The following is a 22,228-nucleotide window of genomic DNA, read 5'->3' as shown; positions in this document are numbered from 1 at the left end:
GGTAACTTACAGAGTATGGACGTCAAGCCGTTCGGTCCAGGCTCCATGCTCTGGGAGGGCATGGGCGACGCCAGGTTGATGTTCGTGCTCGGCGGCGCGCTGATCCTGCAGGTCATGCACCCCGCGATCGGCGCCGCCGTCGGCGAGCAGTCGGTCTACAAGACCGACCCGTGGGGGCGGCTGTCCCGCTCGATCACGTCCCTGCAGACCTGGGTGTACGGCGGAGCCGGTGCGATCGAGGAGGGGCGGCGGCTGCGGGAGATGCACAAGGACATCTCCGGCATCGACTCCCAGGGCAGGAAATATCATGCGCTGAGTGCGGAGCCGTATGCCTGGGTGCATCTGACGGCTTTCGAGCGCGCGGTGACGATGGCCCGCTACTTCGGCGAGCCGTACACACCTGAGGAGGAGCGCCGGGTCTACGCGGAGATCCTGCAGCTCGGGGCGATCCTTCAGGTGCCCGAGCGGATGTTCCCGCCGACCGTCGAGGACTACTGGGCCTACTTCGACGACATGGTCGAGCACACCCTCGAAGACCACCCGACCGCGCACGACGTGCTCGACGTCGCCAGGAGCGTCGGCCCGCCGCCGCACGTGCCGCGGGCGCTGTGGAAGCCGGTCGGCCTGGGCTCCGGGCGGCTCAACGTCTTCGTCACGACCGGCACGCTGCCGCCCGCCGTACGCGAGAAGCTCGGGCTGGCGTGGACGGCGCGCGACGAGCGCAGGCTGCGCGCGCTGGGCCGTACGGTCGCCGCCGTCGCCCCGCGCCTGCCCGAGCGGGTCAGATACCTGCCCATCGCCTACCGGGCCAGGCGCGGCTAGCGCAGGGTGTCGCGGATGCGCGCGGCGGCGTCGTCGATCGCAGCCTGGCACTCGTCGAGCTTCTCCCTGGTCAGCCGGGAGTCCGAGGCCTCGGCGCGCACCTGGGCGACGAAGTCGGCCAGCCGCTCGCCCAGCTCGGCGTCGAGCGCGGCGCGGTTGTCGGTGACGCCGCCGACGGTCTGCCAGACCTCGGACCAGACCCTGCGCCACTCCCTGCCGAGCCGCTCGCCCTCGCCCGTCCAGCTCTGGACGTGGTCCATCCACTGGCGCTTCTGCTGCTCCTTGACCCGGCGGAGCTCCTGGGTGGAGCCGGTGCGGACGTCCTTGGCCATCTTCGACAGCTCCTCGCGGAGCGACTTGACGGTGTCGCGGACGTCCTCCTTGACCTCGCGGGCGATGTCCCGCACCGAGGCGTTGATCTCCTGCTCCAGGTCGGCCAGCTCGTCGAGCCGGGAGTTGAGCTCCTCCCTGCCCTTGTCGGTGATCGAGAAGACCTTCTTGCCCTCGACCACCTCGTGGGTGACCAGGCCCTCCTCTTCGAGCCTGGCCAGGCGCGGGTAGATCGTTCCCGGGGAGGGGGAGTAGACGCCGAGGAAGCGGTCCTGCAACAGCCGGATGACCTCGTAGCCGTGGCGCGGGCTCTCCTCGAGCAGCTTGAGCAAGTACAGGCGCAGGCGCCCGTGCCCGAAGACCGGACTCATTCCTTCTCCCCCTTGAGCAGCGTGACGTCGCCGGAGACGGTCGTGGCGGTGAGCGAGGCCATGCCGCCGGAGAGCCTGCCCGACAACGTTCTGGAGCCTGGGCTCGACAGGTTGGCCAGCTCGGGGAAGGTGGTGCCGAGCTTGCCCGAGGTCGAGCGGATGGTGACGTCTGCCTCGGTGTCGTGCGGCACGCGCACCATGACGTCGCCGGAGACCGAGTTGAACGTGACGTGACCGGTCGGGCTCAGCCGCAGGTCGGCCGTGATGCGGCCGGAGATCGTGTTGGCCCGCAGGCGGCGCGGCACCCCGTCGGCGACGGCGAGGTCGCCTGAGACGCTCTTGAACGCCAGGTCGCCCTCCATCGCGCGGCTCTCCACGTCGCCGGAGACGGTCTCGGCGTTGACGTCGCCGCTCACGCCGTCCAGGACGACCTCGCCGGAGACCGACCTGACGTGGGTGCGCCGCTCGAACCCGGCGACGACCGCCGAGGCGGACACGACGCCGACCTTGACCGGGCAGTCCTTGGGGACGGTGATGGTGAGCACGCTGCTCCGCTTGCCCGTCCTGCGCAGCCAGCCGAGCAGGCCGTCCCAGGTGAGGTCGCGGTACGCCACGGTGAGCGTGCCGTCCTCGTCGTGGGTCACGATCAGCGGCGAGGTGTCGATCTCGGCCACTTCGAGGGTGGGCGGGCCCTCGCTGGCCAGAACGGCGAGCCTGCCGGCCACCACGCGTACGTTGAGCGAGGTGACACTGTCGAAGGACAGGTGCTCAGGCGCCTCTATGGTCCACTGCGGCATGATCCAAGCCCTTCGTCGTGACACCGCTTCCTACAGACACGATATGTCGCGTCTGCCGAAAACTCAAGATGTATCGTGTCCTATTCGTCCTCATCGTCCAGTCTGGCCAGCCAGGTCGCCAACCGCTCGACCGGCGTCTCGAACTCGGGGTTGAGATCCACGAACTCGCGCAGCCGCTCACCCAGCCACAGCAGGGAGACCTCCTCCTCGCCCCGTCGCTGGACGAGCTCCTCGATCCCCCGATCGGTGAAGTACATCTGTTTCTCCTGGTCATTGGCACAGCAGGTCGCTGAGGTTCTCGACGGGTGTCCACGCATGTCCGCGGCCCTGCGCAACTCTAGCGAGGAGTCCCCTTTCCTCGAGCTCGCGTAGATCCGTGCGTGAGGTCTGGGCGACGACGTTGTGACTCGAGGCGTGAGAGGTCACGGTGAACCGGGCCTTGGGATGCCTGATGGCATGTTGAAGGACGGCCAACTGCCGGTGATTGAACTCACCCACCCTGCCTTCGATCGCGCGCCGGAGCCGCTCCGTTTCGTTCGCCTTCCGCTGGATGTAGTCGTGCAGTTCCCTGATGGCCCGCTGCAGGATCTCGAGCTGGTAGATGACGAAGTAGGTGAGGTCGCCATCGTCGTCTTCGCTGTGCAGGAAGCTCCTGGCGTAGCGGGCCTGTGCCCCTTTGAGGAGCCGCGACACGGAGACGAACTCGGTGAGCCAGTATCCCTGGTTGAGCATTGACCAGTAGAACAGGGCCCGCGCGGTCCGACCGTTGCCGTCGACGAAGGGGTGGTCGTAGCCGAGCATGAAGTGGGTGATGACCGCTCGGATGACCGGCGGCAGGTAGGGGCTGTCGCTCTGGGCGTTCGCGAACGCGCAGAGCCTGGACAGCCGATCGGGAAGCTCCTCGGCGGGCGGTGGCTCGTGGAGGACCTCGCCATAAGCGTCGGTCACTACTACTCGGCGCTCGCCGGGAAGTTGTGGGCGGCCCGCGGCCGCCGGGTTGTCCAGCGTCCCATCGGTGACCAGGCGATGAAGTTCGCAGATCAGCTCTGGCGTTAGCGGCTCATTACGGATCGTCCCGATATAGCGCATCGCCTGGTAGTTGTTGACGATCATTAGTTCGTCGTGGGTGCGCGGCTTGCGCCCGGTCCGGAGCATGTCCTTCGCGACGGCGTAGGCGGTTTGGGCGCCTTCGAGCTGGCTGGAGGTAATGGCTTCCGCCATGAGGGAGCTGACGATGTACGTGTCGCGATTCTCGTCAGTGATGGTCGCGGGAGGTGCGATGATCTGCCCGCTCGCATGCCTGCTCACCCAGTCCACGCCCTGGAGAACCTCATCGGGCAGGGCATAGCTGAAGAGCAGGCCGGATGTGCTGGTCAGGGGGAGTTCGCGCCGCATCCCGATCCTGGCGAGCTTGATGGCCGCCCAGTACTGCTCATGTGTCATGCCTTCCGGTGCCGATCGCCAGCGCACCTCGTCCCATGGGCGGTACTTGTCGGCGGGGCCTATGGTGCGGCCGTGCTCCATGAGCAGCGGAAGGAGGTCGGTGCTCAGGAGGTGAAGCCACGGTGGTGGTTTCTTGGGAAGCTTCACACGTCACCTGCTATATCGCGTGCTGTTAGCAGCTAATTAGCTGCTAACAGATGAGAGTTTAGCAGTTACCGCCATCCTGAAACGCGAGGATGCCCCGGCCGGTAGCCCAGCCGGGGCATCCTTACTGCCTGGATCAGAACAACTCGGTGAGGATCCCAGCGAGCTCGTTGTCGTGCGACGAGTGCGAACCCGTCGCCGGTGAGCTGTTGGGGGTGCGCGACACGCGGCGCAGGCCGCGGCCGCCGAGCAGCTGCGGGTTCTCGGCCAGCTTCAGCGTGAGGTACGGCCACGGCCCCATGTTGACCGGCTCGTCCTGCGCCCAGACCAGCTCCACGTCGGAGCCGTAACGGGAGAGCTCGGCGTTGAGCTCCTCCTCCGGGAACGGGTAGAGCCGCTCGAGCCGGACGATGGCGACGTTGTCGCCACCCGCCTGCTCGCGCCCGGCCACCAGGTCGTAGTAGATCCTGCCGGAGCAGAGCACCACCTTGGTGACCTTGGCCGGGTCGGCCGTGGTGTCGCCGATGACCGGCTGGAAGGTGCCCGAGGTGAAGTCGGACGCCTTGGACGTGGCCTTCTTGTGCCGCAGCAGCGACTTCGGCGTGAAGACGACCATCGGCTTGTGCCTGCCGGACTCCACCTGCCACCTGAGCAGGTGGAAGTAGTTGGCCGGCGTGGTCGGCTGCGCGACGGTCATGTTGTCCAGGGCGCAGACCTGCAGGAAGCGCTCGATCCGGGCGCTGCTGTGGTCGGGACCCTGACCCTCGTAACCGTGCGGGAGCAGCATGACGACGCCGGAACGCTGGCCCCACTTCTGCTCACCGGACGAGATGAACTCGTCGATGATCGTCTGTGCGCCGTTGACGAAGTCGCCGAACTGGGCCTCCCACGCCACCAGGGCGTCCGGCCTGACCACGCTGTAGCCGTACTCGAAGCCCAGCGCCGCGAACTCGCTGAGCAGCGAGTCGTAGATGTAGAACTTCGTCGTGCCGTGGTTGAACGTCTTGAGCGGGGTGTGCTCCTCGCCGGTGATCCGGTCGACCAGCACCGCGTGGCGCTGGACGAACGTGCCGCGGCGAGTGTCCTGCCCGACGACGCGCACCGGGTGGCCGTCGATGAGCAGCGAGCCGAAGGCCAGCGTCTCACCCATGCCCCAGTCGATCGTGTCCTGCTCCACCATCTGACCGCGGCGCTGGATCACCGGCGCCAGGCGCGGGTGGATCGTGAAGCCCTCGGGCAGGTTGAGCTGGGTGTCGACGATGCGCTTGAGCGTCTCGTCGGAGATCGCGGTGGGTGTGTCGGCGTGCGACCACTTGACGATCTCGGTCGGCGGGACGCGCAGGTCGCTCGACTCCTGCGGCTTCTTGACCGCCTCGCGGACCTCGGTGAAGGCCTGCTCCAGCTTGGCCTGGTAGTCGCGCAGCGCCTGCTCGGCCTCTTCGACCGTGATGTCGCCGCGGCCGATCAGGGCCTCGGTGTAGAGCTTACGAGTCGACCGCTTGGCGTCGATGATGTCGTACATCAGCGGCTGGGTGAAGGCGGGGTTGTCGCCCTCGTTGTGGCCACGGCGGCGGTAGCAGATCATGTCGATGACGACGTCCTTGCGGAACGCCTGCCGGTACTCGTAGGCCAGCTTGCCCACGCGGACGACGGCCTCGGGGTCGTCGCCGTTGACGTGGAAGATCGGCGCCTGGATCATCCGCGCCACGTCGGTCGCGTAGACGCTGCTTCGCGACGAGGCGGGCGAGGTGGTGAAGCCGACCTGGTTGTTGACCACGATGTGCACCGTGCCACCGGTGCGGTAGCCGCGAAGCTGCGACAGGTTGAGCGTCTCGGCCACGACGCCCTGGCCGGCGAAGGCCGCGTCGCCGTGCACGAGGACGGGAAGGACCGAGAAGCCCTCCTCGCCGCGCTCCAGGAGGTCCTGCTTGGCGCGCACGACGCCTTCCAGCACCGGGTCGACCGCCTCCAGGTGGGAGGGGTTGGCGACCACCGAGGAGACGATCGTCTTGCCCTGGTGCGCGGTGAAGGTGCCGGTGGCGCCGAGGTGGTACTTGACGTCGCCGGAACCGTGCGCGGTGCGCGGGTCGATGTTGCCCTCGAACTCGCCGAAGATCTGGGCATAGGACTTGCCCACGATGTTGGCCAGCACGTTGAGCCTGCCGCGGTGCGCCATGCCGATGACGACCTCGTCGAGGCCCTCGCAGGCGGCCGCGCCCATCACCGAGTCGAGCAGCGGGATCAGCGACTCGCCGCCCTCCAGCGAGAAGCGCTTCTGGCCGACGAACTTCGTCTGCAGGAACGTCTCGAAGGCCTCGGCGGTGTTGAGCCTGCTGAGGATGTGCAGCTGCTCCTCGCGGTCCGGGCTCTTGTGCGGCTTCTCCACCCGCGCCTGGATCCAGGCGCGCTCCTCGGGGTTCTGGATGTGCATGTACTCGATGCCGATGGTGCGGCAGTAGGAGTCACGCAGCACGCCCAGGATCTCGCGCAGCTTGGCCAGCGGCTTGCCGCCGAACCCGCCCGTGGCGAACTCGCGCTCCAGGTCCCACAGCGTGAGGCCGTGCGACTGGATGTCGAGGTCGGGGTGCTTGCGCTGCTTGTACTCCAGCGGGTCGGTCTCGGCCATGAGGTGGCCGCGTACCCGGTAGGCGTGGATCAGCTCGATGACGCGCGCCGACTTGGAGACGTCGTCGTCGTGCGAGGTGGAGACGTCCTGCACCCAGCGGACCGGCTCGTAAGGGATCCGGAGCGCCTCGAAGATCTCGTCGTAGAAGCCGTCCTCGCCGAGCAGCGACCGGTGGATCTGCCGCAGGAAGTCGCCCGACTGGGCGCCCTGGATGATCCGGTGGTCGTAGGTGCTCGTGAGCGTCATGACCTTGGAGACGGCCAGCCGGGAGAGCGTGTCCGGGGACGCGCCCTGGTACTCGGCCGGGTACTCCATGGCGCCGACGCCGATGATCGTGCCCTGCCCCGGCATGAGGCGCGGCACCGAGTGGACCGTGCCGATCGTGCCCGGGTTGGTGAGCGAGATCGAGGTGCCCTGGAAGTCGTCGACGCCGAGCTTGCCGGAGCGTGCCTTGCGCACGACCTCTTCGTAGGCCATCCAGAACTGGCGGAAGTCCATGTCCTCCGCGCCCTTGATCGAGGGCACGAGGAGCTGGCGCTCGCCGTTGCTCTTCTGCACGTCGATCGCGAGACCGAGGCCGACGTGCTCGGGCTTCACCAGGGTCGGCTTGCCGTCGACCTCGGTGTAGGAGTAGTTCATCTCCGGCATGGCCCTCAGCGCCCTGACCACGGCATAGCCGATCAGGTGGGTGAAGGAGACCTTGCCGCCACGACCCCGCTTGAGGTGATTGTTGATCACAATGCGGTTGTCGATGAGCAACTTGGCCGGGATGGCACGGACGCTCGTGGCGGTCGGAACCGTCAGCGAGCTCTCCATGTTGAGCACCGTGCGAGCGGCTGCGCCGCGCAGCTTGACCTCTTCCGCCCCGGCCGGAACCGGGGTCGCGACAGCTTGAGGCTTCGGCTTGTCAACAACCGGCTTGGTGGCAGCCGGTGGGGGTGCTGCGGGAGGCGGGGCGGTAGCTGTGCCGTTCGCCGCCTCCCTGGCCGGGGTTCTACCCGGTCCGTAGTCAGGGTTGTAGTCAGCGAAGAAGTTCCACCAGGCCTTGTCCACAGACTCGGGATCCTGGAGGTACTTCTGGTACAGCTCGTCGACAAGCCACTCGTTCTGCCCAAAGCTTGCCAGCGGGTTTGTCCGCGACGACTCAGACGACACGGCGGAAATCGCCCTCTTCCGACGATCGGCGTTGATGTTAGAGAACCTGTCCAAGGCTACTCGCCCGGACCGGCAGCGTGTGCCGGAGAGACGCTGCCACCCCGCCCGATCCTCTCAGGAGAGCAGCACCCCCAGGTGGTACAGCCATTGTTACCTTTCGGTATCAACAGTCTGACGGAGGTTTAATTCCCGGACTGGATGAGCCGGGTGCTGATGCGCACGTCAGGGGAGATCTCCGTCAGGAGGTCGGCCAGCTCCTCGCCGGCGACCTTCAGCTCGTCGAGCGAGAGGGGCTCCAGGCGCTCCAGGAGGAAGATCGCGTCGACGGTCTCCTCGGTGAGCCGGGTGCGCACGCCCTGGCGCCAGTTCCACCGGCGGCAGGTGACGCCCAGGTCGTCGCGCCAGACCACCTCCCCTGGCTCCGGGACGCCGATGACCTCCTCGGACGGCTCGTCGCCGACCGCTCGGATGAGCCTGGCCGGGCCCTGGTAGGCGCGCAGGTCCTCGCCGCCGATCGGCAGCACGTGCTTCACGCTGATGGAGTTGTAGGCGTCGACCACCCGGTTGATCTCGGGCAGCGGCAGCCGCCGGGAGAGCGCGTCGACCGAGGGTCTCGTCCGCGAGGGCTTCGCGCCGAACGCGCGGTAGGCGTCGCGCCAGGCCTCCAGCTTCGGGTCGTCGTTCGCCACGGCCTCGGCGGAGGCCAGCCAGGCGCGCGACCGCTCGTCGGTCGGGCCGTTGGTCAGGCCGTGCGCGGTGATGACGAGGACGGCGAAATCCGGCCGAAGTGCGAAAACGGACGGGTCAACGTGGATCTCTTCCAGCATGATGGTCAGCCTAAAGCTTCGAGAGAGGACGTTCGTGTACCCCCCGCAATCGCATCTCGTGCTCGACATCAAGCACCACTGGATGGCGTTCATGTTCGGCATGTTCACCCCGGTGGTCATGCTGAACGGTCACCACGTCCCCGGCGTGAGGTGGGGGCGGATCCCGATCCCGCTCCAGCCAGGGCAGTACCACCTGCACGTCCACGTCCCTTACCTGGTGCCGTCGCAGATCGGGCCCGCTGACCAGACGGTCTGGATCCAGCCTGGTCAGGCGCTGGAGGTGGAGTACCGGGCGCCGCTGTGGGCCTTCTCCAGGGGCGCGCTCGGCCCGGCGCCGCAGCCGTGGCCCGGACTGGTGGCCCAGTTCATCATCCTGGGCGTGCTCGTCGCGTTCCTCCTGCTGGTCTTCCTGGGCATCGTCGTCGCGGCGGTCGCTGGATAATTTGCAAAATTGTCTTTGCGGTTTATGCTCGCCGCATGGAAGAGGCCTACCGGATCAGCGATCCCGAGGTGCTCAAGGTCGTCGCGCACCCGCTGCGGGTGAGGTTGCTCGCCCACCTGCGCGCCGACGGCCCGGCCACCGCCAGCCAGCTCGGCCGTACGGTGGGGGAGAGCTCGGGGTCCACCAGCTACCACCTGCGCGAGCTGGCCAAGTACGGCTTCATCGAGGAGGACCCCTCGCCGGACGGCCGCGAGCGGCGCTGGCGGGCCAGGCACCGGATCACCTCGTGGGACCCGGAGGAGATGTCGGCCACCCCGGAGGGGCGCGAGGCCGACCGCATCATGCGACTGCGCCAGGTCGAAACGCTCGGCCGCGCCGTACAGGAGAGTGACGAGGGCGGGCTCAGCGACTACCTGGTACGGCTGCCGCCCGAGGGGCTGCGCGAGTTCGAGGAGCGGGCGACGGCGCTGGTGCGTGAGCTGGAGGAGCGCTACGCCGACCATGAGGACAACCGGTCCGTCCACATCTGGCTGGGAGGGTTCCTGTGGTCGTGACCCCGTTATCGGCCCGTAGACGCTACGCCCTGGTCTCCTTCCTGAGCTGGCTGCCGACCGGGCTGCTGCTCGGCCCGATGGTGCTGCTGATGTCCGGACGCGGGCTCAGTCTCGCCGAGGTGGGTCTCGTCTGGACGGTCTACTCCGTCACGACGATCACCCTCGAACTGCCCACGGGCGGGCTGGCCGACGTGATCGGCAGGCGCATGGTGCTCGCCGCGTCGGCCGCTGTGAGCGTGGTCGCGATGCTCGCGATGGCGTTCTCGACCACGATGTGGATGTTCCTCATCACCGGGATGCTCCAGGGCGCGGCCAGGGCGCTGTCCAGCGGTCCCGCCGCGGCCTGGTACGTCGACACGCTGCACGACCTGGAGGGGCCCGGCGCCGACCTCAAGCCGGGGCTGGCCAGGGGCGAGTCGATGGCGTCCGTGGCGCTGTGCGGCGGCGTGCTGGTCGGCGGCGTGGTGCCGCTGGTCGTGCCGCCCGCGCTGATCTTCCCGCTGGCCGCGCCGCCGCTGCTGGCCGCTGCCGCGGCCGTCGTGCTCCTGGTGGTCGTGGTTCTCGCGCTGCCCGAGCCGACGCACGCTCGCCGGGCGCTGGGCTCGGTGCTCCGCGAGGTGCCGGCGACCGTCGTGTCCGGGCTGCGGATGGCGGCGGGGCGCGGCGTGTTGCGGCGCCTGATGCTGCTGTCCGCCGTCACAGGGCTCGCGCTGAGCTCGGTGGAGCTCCTGACTCCTGTACGGCTGGCGCAACTCGCGGGCGGCGCCAAGCTCGGCGCCACCGCCTATGCCGCGGTGGCCGCGCTCGGCTTCGCTGGCAGCGCGATCGGATCGGCGGTCGCGCCTGGACTGGCGCGGGTGGCGCGGGGGAGCGCGCGTGGATCGGCGGCGGGTCACGTGCTCGCGGTGCTCGCGCTGGGCGGGCTCGCGGCCTCGGCGGGGATTTCCGGATGGCCGGGTCTGGCCTGCGCCGCCGCTGCCTACATGGTGCTGTTCGCGGGGATCGGCGCGAGCGGGCTGCTCCGCATGGAGATGACGCATCTGGTGGTCACCGCTGCCGAGCGCACCACGATGACCTCGATCAGCTCGCTGTCGCTGCAGGTGGGCGGGGCTTCGTCGACCGCGCTGCTCGGCGTGCTGGCGTCCGTGTGGGGAGTGGGGGTCACCTGGGCGCTGGTCGCGGTGCTCGTGCTGGCCGCCACGCCACTCTTCGTGCGACTACGGACCCCAGTAGAACATGATTCGGTGTGAGGGGGCAGAATCGAGCGCATGGCGAAGTTTGTGGTGACGGCGGCGAACGAGACGCAGCGGGCTGCGTGGCTCGGCGGGACGATTCCGGACGTCGAGCGCGTGCGCCCGGGGCTCTGGTCGATCCCGGTGCCCATTCCGATCAACCCCCTTCGCTACGTGCTGGTCTACGCCCTGGAGGTCGCCAAGGGCGTCGTGATCATCGACGCGGGCTGGAACACCGACGAGGCCTACCAGGCGCTCGTCGACGGCCTCGCCGTGGCCGGTTACGCGATCACCGACGTCCAGGGGGTGCTGGTCACCCACATCCACCCCGACCACTACGGGCTGGCCGGGCGCGTCCGCGAGATGTCGGGCGCCTGGATCGCCCTGCACCCGGCCGACGCCGACCTCATCCACGGCCGCTACGACGACGCCGCGATCGAGTCGCTGGTGGCGCAGGAGCGGGAGGTGCTGGTCAGGTCGGGGGTGCCGCAGCTCACCCTGGACGAGCTGGCCGGGGCGTCGATGATGATCAGGCACATGGTGGCGATGGCCAAGCCGGACCGCCTGGTCGAGGACGGTGACCTGCTGGAGCTGGGCGGCTGGGACCTGCGTGCCGTCTGGACCCCCGGGCACTCGCCCGGCCACCTGTGCTTCGTGGCGCCCGACCGGCGGGTGCTCTTCTCCGGCGACCACGTGCTCGCGAAGATCACTCCGATCGTGGCCGTGCATCCGCAGTCGGGGCCGAATCCGCTGGCCGACTACCTCGACTCGCTGGCCACCGTACGGAAGCTGGACGTGGACGAGGTGCTGCCGGCCCACGAGTACCGGTTCCTGGAGCTGGCCGAGCGCGTCGACTACGTGATGGCCCACCACGACGAGCGGCTGGCCGAGATCGAGGCACTCCTGTCCTCCGACGGGATCACCTGCTGGGACGTCGCCACCCGGCTGACCTGGTCGCGGCCGTGGGAGACGATCCCGCCGTTCATGCGCCGCGCGGCCAACAACGAGACGCTCGCGCACCTGGTCTGGCTGGAGGCCAAGGGACGCGCGCGCAGCGTCCCGGGCGAGCCCGACCTCTGGTTCAGTAGTCACTGAGCTCGACGGCGGTCGCCGCCTTGAGGCCCATCTTGCTGAACATCCCCTTCCAGGGCAGGTACGGCAGGCTCTTCCACATGAGGTTGCGCATGCGCAGCTTGCCCTTGGTCGCCGGAGCGAGGAAGTCGACGCCGCCCTCGCCCATCTTCTGGCAGGCGCGCACGTAGGGCTTCATGATCTCGTCGTGCCTGGCGAAGGCCGTCTCGTGGTCGCCGTCCGCCCTGGCCAGCTCGCCGGCGAGCACGTACGCGCCCACCACGGACAGGCCGGTGCCCATGCCGCCGAGCGAGGCGCCGTAGCCAGCGTCGCCGATCAGCGCGACGCGGCCCTTGTGGAAGGTGTCCATGCGGATCTGGCTGACCGAGTCGAAGTAGAAGTCGGGCGCCAGCCACATCTGCCGCATCAGCTCGGGCACCTGCCAGCCGTCCACGCCCTCGAAGACCTCGGCGAGGATCTCCCGCTGCTGCTCGACGTCGCGGTAGTCGTAGTCGATGGGGTCTGAGGCGAAGTAGAAGACGCCCTTGTTGCCGAAGACGCTGGCCGTACGGCCCGGCACGCTGTACATCGCGTTCGGCACCGGGCTCGCCAGGCTGTAGATCGCCACGTAGAAGCCGAGGTCGTGGCGGAACTGCTTCTCGTCGCCGAAGGTCAGCTTCCGCACGTTGGAGTGCAGCCCGTCGGCGCCGATGACCAGGTCGAACGTGCGGGCTCCGCCGTTCTCGAGGGTGACCTCGACGCCAGTGGCGGTCTCCTCCAGCGTGCTGATCGAGTCGTTGAACAGGTACTCGGTGCTGTCCTTGGTCGCCTCGTACATGAGCTTGGCCAGGTCGCCGCGGTGGATCTCGACGTCGCCGCTCATGATCTCGGAGGGCAGGCTCGAGATCTGCCTGCCGTCCGCGTCGACGATGCTCACCCGGCCGCCGCCCGTCTGGTGGGCGCGGATCTCGTCGAGGATGCCCATCTTCTCCAGCACGCCCAGGTGGGCCGGGCCGCGGAAGTCGAGCGCCTGGCCGCCGTCGCGGACGGTGGGGGCGCGCTCCACGACGGTCACAGAAAAACCATGGTGGGTTAGCCAGTAGGCGAGTGCGGGGCCGGCGATGCTGGCGCCGGAGATCAGGATGTTCTTCATGATTGAGACTGTACGCTCGTCTTAGGCGATCGCGCAAGGCGTTCGCGCTAGACTGTTGTGCATGGGAAATCGAGAGGACCTTCTGGCCGGTGCGAAGCGCTGCCTCCTGACGCGGGGATACGCGCGCACGTCGGTGCGCGACATCGCGACGGAGGCGGGCGTGAGCATGGCGGCGATCGGATATCACTACGGCTCGCGCGAGGCTCTGCTGACCAAGGCGGTCGTGGAGCTCATGGACGAGTGGGGTGACGGCTTCGGTCGCAGGCTGGCCGCCGATCCCGGGCCGTCCGATCCCTATGGACGCTTCGAGCACTACTGGACCACGGTCATCGAGTCGTTCCGGGAGCAGCGCGTGGTGTGGGCGGCGACCATGGACGCGGCCGTCCAGGCCGAGCACGTGCCCGAGCTACGCAAGGAGATCGCGGACGGGCTGCAGGACGGGCGGATGGGCCTGGCGCACCTGCTGGCGGGGGCGAGCGAGGAGGACGCGCAGGCGGTCGGGTCGTTCTACCAGGCGCTGTTCAGCGGCGTGATGATGCAGTGGGTGGTCGACCCGTCACGGGCGCCGTCGGCCGCGGATCTGGCCCGTGCGCTACGAGTGATCGTAGATTCCATGTAAATCAAGTAGGAAATGTTGACTTAGTGGCCGGGCGTGCGTAGCGTCTTTCGCATGAGCCCGGTCCTGTTCCTGATCCGGCGCGCGCATGTCGACTTCTGCCGCGTCGTCAGCGCCCAGTGTTACTGATCACGATTTTTCGTTCTCTGTCCCCCCTTTTCTGAGGACATCTCGTGATCAAACGTCTCCTTCCTCTCCTCGTTCTTCTCACCGCGTCGTGCGGAACCGCCCAGGCCAGCGAAGCGCAGGAGCTTCGCTACCAGGGCAGCGTCGGCGCCGTCACCTTCCCCGAGCTGGCCGAGGACCTCGGCTACCTCGCCCCTCTCAAGCTCAAGTGGATCGGTAACACGATCAGTGGTCCCCAGGACATCCAGGCCGCGGCCACCGGCCAGACCGACTTCGGCGGCGCGTTCAACGGCGCCATCGTCAAGCTGATCGCGGCAAAGGCGCCGATCAAGGCGGTCATCAGCTACTACGGCTCGGACAAGAACTCCTACCAGGGCTACTTCGTCCTCGCGGACAGCCCCATCAAGAGCGCGCGCGACCTCATCGGCAAGAAGATCGGGATGAACACGCTGGGCGCGCACGCGGAAGCCGTACTCAAGGAGTATCTGAAGCGCGGCGGCCTCACGCCCGCCGAGGTCAAGCAGGTCGAGCCCGTCGTCGTGCCGCCTGTCAACACCGAGCAGAGCCTGCGCCAGGGGCAGATCGAGGTCGCCGTGCTCGGCGGCATCCTGCGCGACAAGGCGCTGGAGCGCGGCGGCATCCGGCCGCTGTTCACCGACGTGGACCTGTTCGGCGAGTTCTCCGCCGGGTCCTACGTGCTCACCAAGCAGTTCATCGAGCGGAACCCCGGCACGACACGCAAGTTCGTCGAGGCCACGGCCAAGGCGATCCAGTGGACGCAGACGCACAGCCGCGACGAGGTGGTCGCGAAGTTCAAGGAGATCATCGCCAAGCGGCACAGGAGCGAGGACGCCACGGCGGTCGGTTTCTGGAAGAGCAGCGGCGTCGCCACACCCGGCGGGGTGATCGCGCCGCTGGAGTTCCAGCGGTGGATCGACTGGCTGGAGCGGGAGGGCTCGCTCACGCATGGCCAGGTCAAGGCCGCTGACGCCTACACGAACGCCTACAACCCGTTCGGAGCGAACCGATGAAGATCCAGTTCGTTGACGTGACCAAGTCCTTTCCCGTCCGGGACTCCTCCGTACCGTTCACCGCGCTTTCCGACATCTCGCTGGAGGTGCGTGAAGGGGAGTTCCTGACGCTCGTCGGGCCGTCGGGGTGCGGCAAGTCGACGCTGCTCGACCTGCTCACCGGGCTGGTCAAACCGACGTCGGGGGAGATCCTCATCGACGGGGTGCCGGTGTCGGGGCCCGGTCTCGACCGGGGGATCGTGTTCCAGCAGTACGCGCTCTTTCCCTGGCGTACGGCTGTCGCCAACGTCGAGTTCGGGCTGGAGGCGAAGGGGGTGCCGCGGCGGGAGCGGCGGGCTCTGGCGCTCTCCTACCTGGAGCTCGTCGGGTTGCACGGGTTCGCCGACCGCTATCCGCACGAGCTGTCCGGGGGGATGCGGCAGCGGGTGGCGATCGCTCGGTCGCTGGCGTTCGATCCTGACGTGCTGCTGATGGACGAGCCGTTCGCCGCGCTGGACGCGCAGACCCGGGAGTCGCTGCAGGAGGAGCTGCTGCGGATCTGGGAGAAGACCGGGAAGACGATCGTGTTCATCACGCATGGGATCGACGAGGCGGTCTACCTGGGGCAGCGGGTGGCGGTGATGTCGGCGTCGCCTGGGCGGATCCGGACGGTCTTCGACGTGTCGTTCACGTCTCGCGAAGGGGATCTGCGGGCTCAGCCGCTGTTCGGGGAGTATCGGCACGAGATCTGGTCGCTGTTGCGGGAGGAGGCGGTTCCCGTTGGCTAGGCCTTCGTCTGGTACGGCGAGCCTGTCGTCTTCCGCTCTGGACGGCGCCGCTCCCCACGATTTGGTGCTGGATCCCGCGGCACCTCGGCCCACCACTACGTCGCCCACGCGCGTCTCCACAACCTCCACCACGTCCGTAGCCACCGCCACCGCCGTCGCCCCCGCGTCGGTCGCCGTACCCGTTGCGCCGAGTTCCGCCGACCACCTTCTCGCCGACCCGGCGCTGGAGAAGCCCCTGGGGTCTCGCCCAGCACTCGTCACCTCCGCCGACCCGACGCTTGGAAGCCTTCCTGCGAAGCGGGGGAGGGCCTGGGGGATTGGGGTGCGGCGGGGGGTGCGGGCTTCGCTGGCGATCGCGGTGCTGGCGCTCATCTGGGAGGTCCTCCCGCGCACCGGCGCCGTGAACTCCACCTTCCTCCCCCCACTCAGCGACGTGCTCGTCGCCTGGTACGACCTCCTCCGCACCGGCGAGCTGTTCGAGCACGCGCAAGCCAGCCTCGTCAGGTCGTTCTCCGGCTTCGGCCTCGCGATCCTCGTCGCCATCCCCCTCGGGCTCGCCATCGGGTGGTACCGCCCGCTGGCGGAGTTCCTCAACCCGGTGCTCGAGCTCTTCCGCAACACCGCCGCCCTAGCGCTGCTCCCGGTGTTCGTCCTCGTCCTGGGCCTCGGCGAGACCTCGAAGATCTCGATCATCCTCTACGCCTGCTTCTGGCCGATCCTGCTCAACACCATCGCGGGCGTCAAAGGCGTCGACCCGCTGCTGATCAAGTCGGCCAGAAGCATGGGGCTCGGCGCGGCCCGCCTGTTCCAGAAGGTGATCCTGCCCGCCGCCGTCCCGACCGTCTTCACCGGCGTACGGCTGGCTGGTGCGTACTCCATCCTCGTCCTGGTCGCCGCCGAGATGGTCGGCGCCAAGGCCGGGCTCGGCTACCTCATCAACTACGCGCAGTTCAACTTCGAAGTCCCCGACATGTACGCGGGGATCATCACGATCTCCGTCCTCGGCCTGCTGTTCAACGCCGCGCTCGTGCGCTTTGAGCGCCGATTCTCGACGTGGAGGACCACATGATGCACCTCAACGCCTTCCTCATGGGCGTCGGCCACCACGAGGCCGCCTGGCGCCACCCGCGTACGGAACCGTCGGGTATCACCGATCTGCGGCACTTCCAGAACCTGGCGAAGACGGCGGAGCGCGGCAAGCTCGACTCGCTCTTCCTCGCCGACGGCCTGGCGCTGTGGGGAAATGTCCGGCACAACGCGCTGGGCGGGTTCGAACCGCTCACGCTGCTGTCCGCTCTCGCGGCGGTGACCGAGCACATCGGGCTGATCGCCACCGTGTCCACGACGTACAACGAGCCGTTCCACGTGGCGCGCAAGTTCGCCTCGCTCGACCACCTCAGCGGCGGGCGCGCCGGGTGGAACATCGTCACCTCGGCCACCGAGGCCGAGGCGCTGAACTTCGGCATCCAGCGGCCCTCGCACAGCGAGCGTTACCACCGGGCCGAGGAGTTCCTGGAGGTGGCGACCGCGCTGTGGGACAGCTGGCAGGACGACGCCGTCGTCGGTGACCGTACGACCGGCGTTTATGCCGACACCTCGCGCATCACACCGCTCGACCACGTGGGGACGCATTTCAAGGTCAAGGGGCCGCTCAACGTGCAGCGGCCGCCGCAGGGGCATCCGCTGCTGGTCCAGGCGGGTTCGTCGGAGGACGGCAAGGAGTTCGCCGCCCGCTTCGCCGAGGCCGTCTTCACCGCCCAGCAGACGCTGGAGGACGCGCAGGAGTTCTACGCCGACCTCAAGCGCAGGCTGCCCGCCTACGGGCGCGAGCCGTACCAGGTCAAGATCCTGCCCGGGATCTCGCCGATCATCGGCTCGACCGAGCGTGAGGCGCTCCTGCTGGAGCGCGAGCTGGAAGAACTGATCATTCCCGCGTACGGCCTGGCCCAGCTGTCCAACATCCTCGGCGTCGAGCTCAGCGAGGACCAGCTCGACGGGCCGCTGCCCGACGTGGCGCCCAACCCGGACGGCCAGCAGAGCAGGTTCGAGCTGGTCACCTCGCTGGCCGCGCGGGAGCGGCTGACGATCCGCGAGCTCATCGCCAGGCTGGCCGGCGGGCGCGGGCACCGCGTCGTGGCCGGGACGCCGGAGCAGATCGCCGACCAGTTGCAGGAGTGGTACGAGAACGGCGCCGCGGACGGGTTCAACATCATGCCGCCGGTGCTGCCGAGCGGGCTGGCCGACTTCGTCGACCACGTGGTGCCTGAGCTGCAGATCAGGGGGTTGTTCAGGACGGAGTACTCGGGGACGACCCTGCGCGACCGGTACGGCCTGGCCAGGCCCGCCACCCGTGAGCTGGTGGCGCGATGAGCGTCGTGACGGTGGTGGGCAACCCGCGCGCCGGGTCCAGGACGCTCGCGGCCGCCGTGGCGGCGACCGAGGCGCTCGGCCTTCCCGGGCAGAAGGACCTCATCGACCTGTCGGCGCTGGCGCCCGTACTGCTCGACCCGGGTGCCCATCCCGGGCTGGAGGTCGCGATCGAGCTGGTGACCTCCGCCTCCGTGGTCGTCCTGGCGAGTCCCACCTACAAGGCGACCTACACGGGGCTGCTCAAGGCGTTCCTCGACCGGCTGCCATCGGGGGCGCTGGCCGGCAAGACGGCGCTGCCGATCCTCGTGATGGGTCATCCGCGGCACGCCTTGGCGGTCGAGGTGCACTTCCGCCCGCTGCTGGTGGAGTTGGGGGCGTTCGTCCCCACCCCGGGGCTGGCGCTGCTGGAGTCCGACCTTCCCGGGGACGAGGTGCTCGCCGCCTGGGCCGAACTCGTCTCACCGCAGATCACGCTGAGAGAAGGAGCGCTCAGATGACCGTGACGACCATCGACACCGACCGGTTCCGCAGAGCACTGGCGCAGCACGCGGCGGGCGTCGTCGTGGTGACGGCGCTGTCGGAGGGGGTGCCTGTGGGGTTGACCGCCACTTCGTTCTCGTCGGTGAGCTTGGCGCCGCCGCTGGTGTCCTTCTACGTCGACCGGTCCTCGACCACGTGGCCCTGGTTGCGGCTGGCCGACCATTTCGCGGTGAACGTGCTGGCGGGGGAGCAGTCGGGGATCGCCACCCGGTTCGCCCGCAAGGGCATAGACCGTTTCGGCGAACCGACCCGGTGGCGACCTGGGCCGTATGGGGCACCGTTGCTGGAGGACGTGTCGGCGCATCTCATCTGCCTGCCGCACACCACGGTGGACATCGGCGACCACATCCTGGTGGTGGGACAGGTGGCACAGGCGGAGGTCTTCGGCGCCCGACCCTTGCTGTACCACCAGGGGCGCTACGGCCGCTTCCTCCCGCACTAGCCCCGCGAGTTCTCCGGCACTAACCCCACGAGTCTCTCCGGCATTAGCCTCGCGAGCCCTTCCCGCACAAGCCTCGCGATGCCCTCCCGCCCTGGCCCCGCGAGCGGTCGCGCACCTCCCCCCGGCGCGACCGCTAGCGCGGGCCGATCACCCTGCACAGCCACACGTGCACGACCTTTCGTCCGTGCGCGTGTGCGCCGAGGGCGGGCCGACACTCCGACATGAGCGCCCATGTGTGGAGACCGTCAGTGCCAAGGCGGGGGTCGCACATGGCCGCGTGGGGCCGCTGGGCCGGCGCCAAGGGCGTGCGTCCTTCGCGCGAGGCGCGGGCCGTGGGCGGCCATGCGTGGGCCGCAAGGGTCCGGGGTGCGCGTCATACACGTGCGGCCCTCGCGTGCGGGGCGGGGCCGTGCGCGGCTCCGCGTGCGGGGCCCGCTGCGTCTCCGGCGAGGGGCGTGCGGGTCGTCAGGGCTTCGCGTCCGCGGCCCGCTGCGTCTACGGCGAGGGGCCTGTGCGGGTTGTCGGGTCTACGGCGAGGGTCTGTGTGGTCGTCAGATCCAGGTGGGGGGGTTAGGCGGTTGTGGTCGTCAGGTTCAGGGTGAGGGTGGTGCTGGTCAGGGCCAGGAAGCCGATGGCCAGGGCGAACTGGGCTGAGTAGTCGCGGGCCAGCAGGTGGGTGTGGACCGCGCATACGAAGAACAGGACCAGGCCGGCCGCGGCCGCAGTCCCGATCGGGGCGAGGCCGAGTAACCCCGCCAGCAGTCCCAGCGCACCCGCCGTCTTGAGCGTGCCGATCGGGAAGACCAGCCACGACGCGGGCACGCCCGCCCTGGCCATTCCGGGAAGGATCGGCTTGAACCTGGCCAGCGCGGCGACGCCCGAGAACCCGGTGGCGGCGATGGCGACGCTGGTCACGACGACGTGGAGGGTGTTCATGTCGTTGCTCCTATAAAAAGCGGACGTTCGTTCTCTTTTGAGAGTCTGCCGGTGTGGCGGGTTTGTCAAGAATGAATGTTCGTTTTATTTTGGGCGCATGCCGAAGGTCAGCGATGAACACCTTGAGATGCGCCGGGACCAGATCCTCGAGTCGGCCCGCGCCTGCTTCGCGCGCAAGGGCTTCCACCAGTCGTCCATGCAGGATGTGATCAAGGAGTCCGGTCTGTCGGCTGGGGCGATCTACCGGTATTTCAAGAGCAAGGACGACATCATCGCCGCCCTCGCCGCCCGTACCGCGGGCTCGCTGGACCGGCTCCTGGAGGAGATCACCGCGCAGGAGCCGATGCCGCCGCTGGAGGAGATCCTGGGGCAGTACGCAGCAGCGGTCGTGGACAACGCCGGGCCGGACGGGGCGATCCGGCTGGCCCCGCACGCGTGGTCGGCGGCGCTGGCGTCCCCCGAGTTGCTCGACGGTGCCAGGCAACCCATGGCCGGGCTGCGTGCCCACCTGGTACGGCTGGCCGAGCGCATGCAGGTGGAGGGGCTGCTGGCGGCGGACGCGGATCCGCACGCGGTGGGGGCCACGCTGCTGTGCTTTCTGCCGGGGTTCGTCATCCAGTACTTGCTGCTGGGCGACATCGACGCACGAACCATCCGCTCCGGGCTCCACGCCCTCCTGGCCCCTGACGCGACCTGAGACAACCGCATGGGCGTTTGTGGTGCTGGGCGTTCTGTGAGGTGCGGCGGGGCCTGCATGGAGGCGCGGTGAGTGAGGGGCGGGGCCGCATGGGGTGTGGCGAGTAAGGGGCGGGAGCCGCACGGGGGTGGCGAGCGATGGGCGGGGTCGTGGGGGCGAGGTGGGTAGGGGCAGCGCCGCGTGGGGTGCGGCCTGGGATCGCGTGGGGGTGGCGAGTGGCGGGCAGGGGCGAATGGGCGCTTGGTCCGCACCGGAGGGCGGCACGCGCTTTGTGGGGTGTGGCTGGGGTCCGCATGGTGGCGGGGCCGTGTGAGGGCGGGGGTGGGTCACGCGGACGTGTAGTGGATCGGGGTTTGGTCCGTGCAAGGGGTGGAGCGGGCGGGCGTTGCGGTGGGTCGGGGGTGCGCTCGTCGGCTGTGTCCCTGGAAGGAGGCCAGCCACCTACGGCGGTTGGGTGTCTCCTGGCTTCGCCGTACCTCCAAAAGGTTGTCAGGCCAGGCGGACGGTTCCGCGGCCGGTGGGGAGGGGGAGGTCGAGGAGGGTGTGGATGCCGGGCGCGGCCGCGACCACCGCGGGGATCGAGTTGACCGCGTGCGCCGCCGCCGCGGCCAGACCGTGGGAGACCTCGTCGACCGTCACCGTCATCTGCGGCACGCCCTCGATGTGGATCGTGAACCCCGGGTCCGGCCAGCGGCGCACCTTGGTGGCGTCCGCCTTGTACACGCACTCGATCGTCATGAACGGGCGCCCGCGCACCAGCCCGCAGAAGACCCATCGTGATGCGCACACCGTCCCTGCCCGCACCAGCCCGGCCGCGATCTCGAACTCCTCCGTCGCCAGCTCGAACTCGTCGCTCTCCTCCACCTCGTCGAGCCGGACGTCCAGCGCGTCCGCCACCAGCTGGACGCTCTCTGCGAACAACGCCCGCTGGAAGGTCCTGTACGGCCGGACCGCTGCGATGTAGTCCTTGGCCGAGCGGGTGAATCCCACCAGATCCACCACGATCTGCCGCGAAGGGTGCCCGCGGAAGTCGGAGGACTCCCGCACGTACAGGTGGTCGAGGCGGGTCGACAGCCCGGTCAGCGCCAGCGGCAGGAAGTCGCTCATGAACCCCGGGTTGATGCCCGTGCCGTGCAGCGTCGTCCCGCCCTGCTCGCAGGCGGCCTCGAGGCGCTCCACGATTCCCGGACCATACGACTTCGGATAGACGAACCCGGTCGTGGTGATGACGTTCTTGCCCGAGGCGAGCAGCGCGCAGATGGTCTCGACATCCGTGGTGTGGTCGCCGCCGAAGTAGGCGGCGGGCAGCGGCATGTGCAGGACGCAGTCGGCGTCCAGCGCCAGGATGCGTTCGACGTCGTCGGTGCAGATCACGTCGGCCGGGGGGAGGCCGACGACCTCACCGGCGTCCTTGCCGATCTTGTCGGGGTCGTAGACGAGGACCCCGGCGAGTTCCAGCGATGGTCGGCTCAGCACAGCGCGCAACGAATATCGGCCGACGGCGCCGGTGGCCCACTGGACCACGCGGATGGGCGGCTTTGTGCGCATGCGAGGCCTCCAGCCCCGAGGGAGGGCGGTGGCCGTTCAAGGGGGACGAGTCGCAGTGACCAGCGCCCGTGCGGGGGTCCAGAACTCTAGCAGAAAAAGATCCGCACGATCACTATCCGCAACGATGGTCTGTCTCGCGTGGGGCGGGTTATTGTGCACTTACTAGAATGTTATTCTCCTCTGGGTGG

The 22,228-nt window shown here is 68.6% G+C and carries 22 protein-coding genes; 13 read left to right on the top strand and 9 right to left on the bottom strand.

Annotated elements, in window-relative coordinates; genetic code table 11:
* Nucleotides 1–15: 15 nt before the first annotated feature.
* The gene (locus ACIBG8_RS41905) at nt 16–822 is read left to right on the top strand and encodes an oxygenase MpaB family protein (RefSeq protein ID WP_397348792.1); all 807 of its coding nucleotides are present in this window, start codon (nt 16–18) and stop codon (nt 820–822) included.
* On the opposite strand, the gene ACIBG8_RS41900 is transcribed toward ACIBG8_RS41905, so the two are convergent.
* The 6 genes from ACIBG8_RS41900 to ACIBG8_RS41875 all read right to left on the bottom strand — a co-directional run bounded on the left by ACIBG8_RS41900 (nt 819) and on the right by ACIBG8_RS41875 (nt 8,515).
* The gene (locus ACIBG8_RS41900) at nt 819–1,523 is read right to left on the bottom strand and encodes a PadR family transcriptional regulator (protein WP_397348791.1); all 705 of its coding nucleotides are present in this window, start codon (nt 1,521–1,523) and stop codon (nt 819–821) included. The genes ACIBG8_RS41905 and ACIBG8_RS41900 overlap by 4 nt on opposite strands.
* Complete coding sequence (locus tag ACIBG8_RS41895) at nt 1,520–2,320, bottom strand: DUF4097 family beta strand repeat-containing protein (RefSeq protein WP_397348790.1); 801 nt, start codon at nt 2,318–2,320, stop codon at nt 1,520–1,522. The genes ACIBG8_RS41900 and ACIBG8_RS41895 overlap by 4 nt, the downstream gene beginning before the upstream one ends.
* 80 nt (nt 2,321–2,400) lie before the next feature.
* Nucleotides 2,401–2,577, bottom strand: a complete 177-nt coding sequence (locus ACIBG8_RS41890) for a DUF6104 family protein (protein WP_397348789.1) — start codon at nt 2,575–2,577, stop codon at nt 2,401–2,403.
* 13 nt (nt 2,578–2,590) lie between these two features.
* The gene (locus ACIBG8_RS41885; RefSeq protein ID WP_397348788.1) at nt 2,591–3,910 is read right to left on the bottom strand and encodes a Fic family protein; all 1,320 of its coding nucleotides are present in this window, start codon (nt 3,908–3,910) and stop codon (nt 2,591–2,593) included.
* A gap of 133 nt (nt 3,911–4,043) precedes the next feature.
* The gene (locus ACIBG8_RS41880) at nt 4,044–7,688 is read right to left on the bottom strand and encodes a multifunctional oxoglutarate decarboxylase/oxoglutarate dehydrogenase thiamine pyrophosphate-binding subunit/dihydrolipoyllysine-residue succinyltransferase subunit (protein ID WP_397348787.1); all 3,645 of its coding nucleotides are present in this window, start codon (nt 7,686–7,688) and stop codon (nt 4,044–4,046) included.
* A gap of 182 nt (nt 7,689–7,870) precedes the next feature.
* The gene (locus tag ACIBG8_RS41875; protein WP_397348786.1) at nt 7,871–8,515 is read right to left on the bottom strand and encodes a B3/4 domain-containing protein; all 645 of its coding nucleotides are present in this window, start codon (nt 8,513–8,515) and stop codon (nt 7,871–7,873) included.
* Between the two features lie 34 nt (nt 8,516–8,549).
* On the opposite strand from ACIBG8_RS41875, the gene ACIBG8_RS41870 reads away from it, so the two are divergent.
* From ACIBG8_RS41870 to ACIBG8_RS41855, 4 genes are read left to right on the top strand one after another with little or no spacing between them, the layout of a single operon-like run.
* Nucleotides 8,550–8,957, top strand: a complete 408-nt coding sequence (locus ACIBG8_RS41870) for a hypothetical protein (RefSeq protein WP_397348785.1) — start codon at nt 8,550–8,552, stop codon at nt 8,955–8,957.
* Nucleotides 8,958–8,992: 35 nt separating this feature from the next.
* Nucleotides 8,993–9,511 (top strand): winged helix-turn-helix domain-containing protein, encoded by a 519-nt coding sequence (locus ACIBG8_RS41865; RefSeq protein WP_397348784.1) that lies wholly within the window; start codon nt 8,993–8,995, stop codon nt 9,509–9,511.
* Complete coding sequence (locus ACIBG8_RS41860) at nt 9,508–10,761, top strand: MFS transporter (protein WP_397348783.1); 1,254 nt, start codon at nt 9,508–9,510, stop codon at nt 10,759–10,761. Before ACIBG8_RS41865 ends, ACIBG8_RS41860 begins: the two co-directional genes overlap by 4 nt.
* A gap of 18 nt (nt 10,762–10,779) precedes the next feature.
* Nucleotides 10,780–11,838 carry an MBL fold metallo-hydrolase gene (locus tag ACIBG8_RS41855; RefSeq protein ID WP_397348782.1) on the top strand — a complete coding sequence of 353 codons (1,059 nt, stop codon included), beginning with the start codon at nt 10,780–10,782 and terminating at the stop codon, nt 11,836–11,838.
* On the opposite strand, the gene ACIBG8_RS41850 is transcribed toward ACIBG8_RS41855, so the two are convergent.
* The gene (locus tag ACIBG8_RS41850) at nt 11,825–12,967 is read right to left on the bottom strand and encodes an FAD-dependent monooxygenase (protein WP_397348781.1); all 1,143 of its coding nucleotides are present in this window, start codon (nt 12,965–12,967) and stop codon (nt 11,825–11,827) included. The two genes, ACIBG8_RS41855 and ACIBG8_RS41850, sit on opposite strands and share 14 nt — an antisense overlap.
* Nucleotides 12,968–13,028: 61 nt before the next feature.
* Between ACIBG8_RS41850 and ACIBG8_RS41845 the strand changes: the two genes are divergently transcribed.
* The 7 genes from ACIBG8_RS41845 to ACIBG8_RS41815 all read left to right on the top strand — a co-directional run bounded on the left by ACIBG8_RS41845 (nt 13,029) and on the right by ACIBG8_RS41815 (nt 18,859).
* On the top strand, nt 13,029–13,586 hold the full coding sequence (locus tag ACIBG8_RS41845) for a TetR/AcrR family transcriptional regulator (protein ID WP_397348780.1): 558 nt from the start codon (nt 13,029–13,031) through the stop codon (nt 13,584–13,586).
* A 170-nt stretch (nt 13,587–13,756) separates the two neighbouring features.
* Nucleotides 13,757–14,740 (top strand): ABC transporter substrate-binding protein, encoded by a 984-nt coding sequence (locus tag ACIBG8_RS41840; protein ID WP_397348779.1) that lies wholly within the window; start codon nt 13,757–13,759, stop codon nt 14,738–14,740.
* The gene (locus tag ACIBG8_RS41835; protein WP_397348778.1) at nt 14,737–15,507 is read left to right on the top strand and encodes an ABC transporter ATP-binding protein; all 771 of its coding nucleotides are present in this window, start codon (nt 14,737–14,739) and stop codon (nt 15,505–15,507) included. The genes ACIBG8_RS41840 and ACIBG8_RS41835 overlap by 4 nt, the downstream gene beginning before the upstream one ends.
* Before the next feature lie 334 nt (nt 15,508–15,841).
* On the top strand, nt 15,842–16,576 hold the full coding sequence (locus ACIBG8_RS41830) for an ABC transporter permease (protein ID WP_397348777.1): 735 nt from the start codon (nt 15,842–15,844) through the stop codon (nt 16,574–16,576).
* The gene (locus ACIBG8_RS41825) at nt 16,573–17,877 is read left to right on the top strand and encodes an LLM class flavin-dependent oxidoreductase (protein ID WP_397348776.1); all 1,305 of its coding nucleotides are present in this window, start codon (nt 16,573–16,575) and stop codon (nt 17,875–17,877) included. Before ACIBG8_RS41830 ends, ACIBG8_RS41825 begins: the two co-directional genes overlap by 4 nt.
* Entirely contained in the window at nt 17,874–18,374 is a 501-nt protein-coding gene (locus tag ACIBG8_RS41820) for an NADPH-dependent FMN reductase (protein WP_397348775.1), read from the top strand. Before ACIBG8_RS41825 ends, ACIBG8_RS41820 begins: the two co-directional genes overlap by 4 nt.
* Nucleotides 18,371–18,859 (top strand): flavin reductase family protein, encoded by a 489-nt coding sequence (locus ACIBG8_RS41815; RefSeq protein WP_397348774.1) that lies wholly within the window; start codon nt 18,371–18,373, stop codon nt 18,857–18,859. Before ACIBG8_RS41820 ends, ACIBG8_RS41815 begins: the two co-directional genes overlap by 4 nt.
* Nucleotides 18,860–19,429: 570 nt before the next feature.
* Here ACIBG8_RS41815 and ACIBG8_RS41810 read toward each other — a convergent pair.
* Nucleotides 19,430–19,795: a DoxX family protein gene (locus ACIBG8_RS41810; RefSeq protein ID WP_397348773.1), complete on the bottom strand. Its 366-nt coding sequence runs from the start codon at nt 19,793–19,795 to the stop codon at nt 19,430–19,432.
* Nucleotides 19,796–19,892: 97 nt separating this feature from the next.
* Here ACIBG8_RS41810 and ACIBG8_RS41805 point away from each other — a divergent pair, with 97 nt between their 5' ends.
* Complete coding sequence (locus ACIBG8_RS41805) at nt 19,893–20,492, top strand: TetR/AcrR family transcriptional regulator (RefSeq protein ID WP_397348772.1); 600 nt, start codon at nt 19,893–19,895, stop codon at nt 20,490–20,492.
* A 489-nt stretch (nt 20,493–20,981) separates the two neighbouring features.
* On the opposite strand, the gene ACIBG8_RS41800 is transcribed toward ACIBG8_RS41805, so the two are convergent.
* Complete coding sequence (locus ACIBG8_RS41800; protein ID WP_397348771.1) at nt 20,982–22,040, bottom strand: dihydrodipicolinate reductase; 1,059 nt, start codon at nt 22,038–22,040, stop codon at nt 20,982–20,984.
* Nucleotides 22,041–22,228: the final 188 nt, after the last annotated feature.

Source organism: Nonomuraea sp. NPDC050556 (assembly GCF_044457355.1).
Lineage (GTDB): Bacteria > Actinomycetota > Actinomycetes > Streptosporangiales > Streptosporangiaceae > Nonomuraea.
This window is presented reverse-complemented; position numbering and strand designations above follow the sequence as displayed.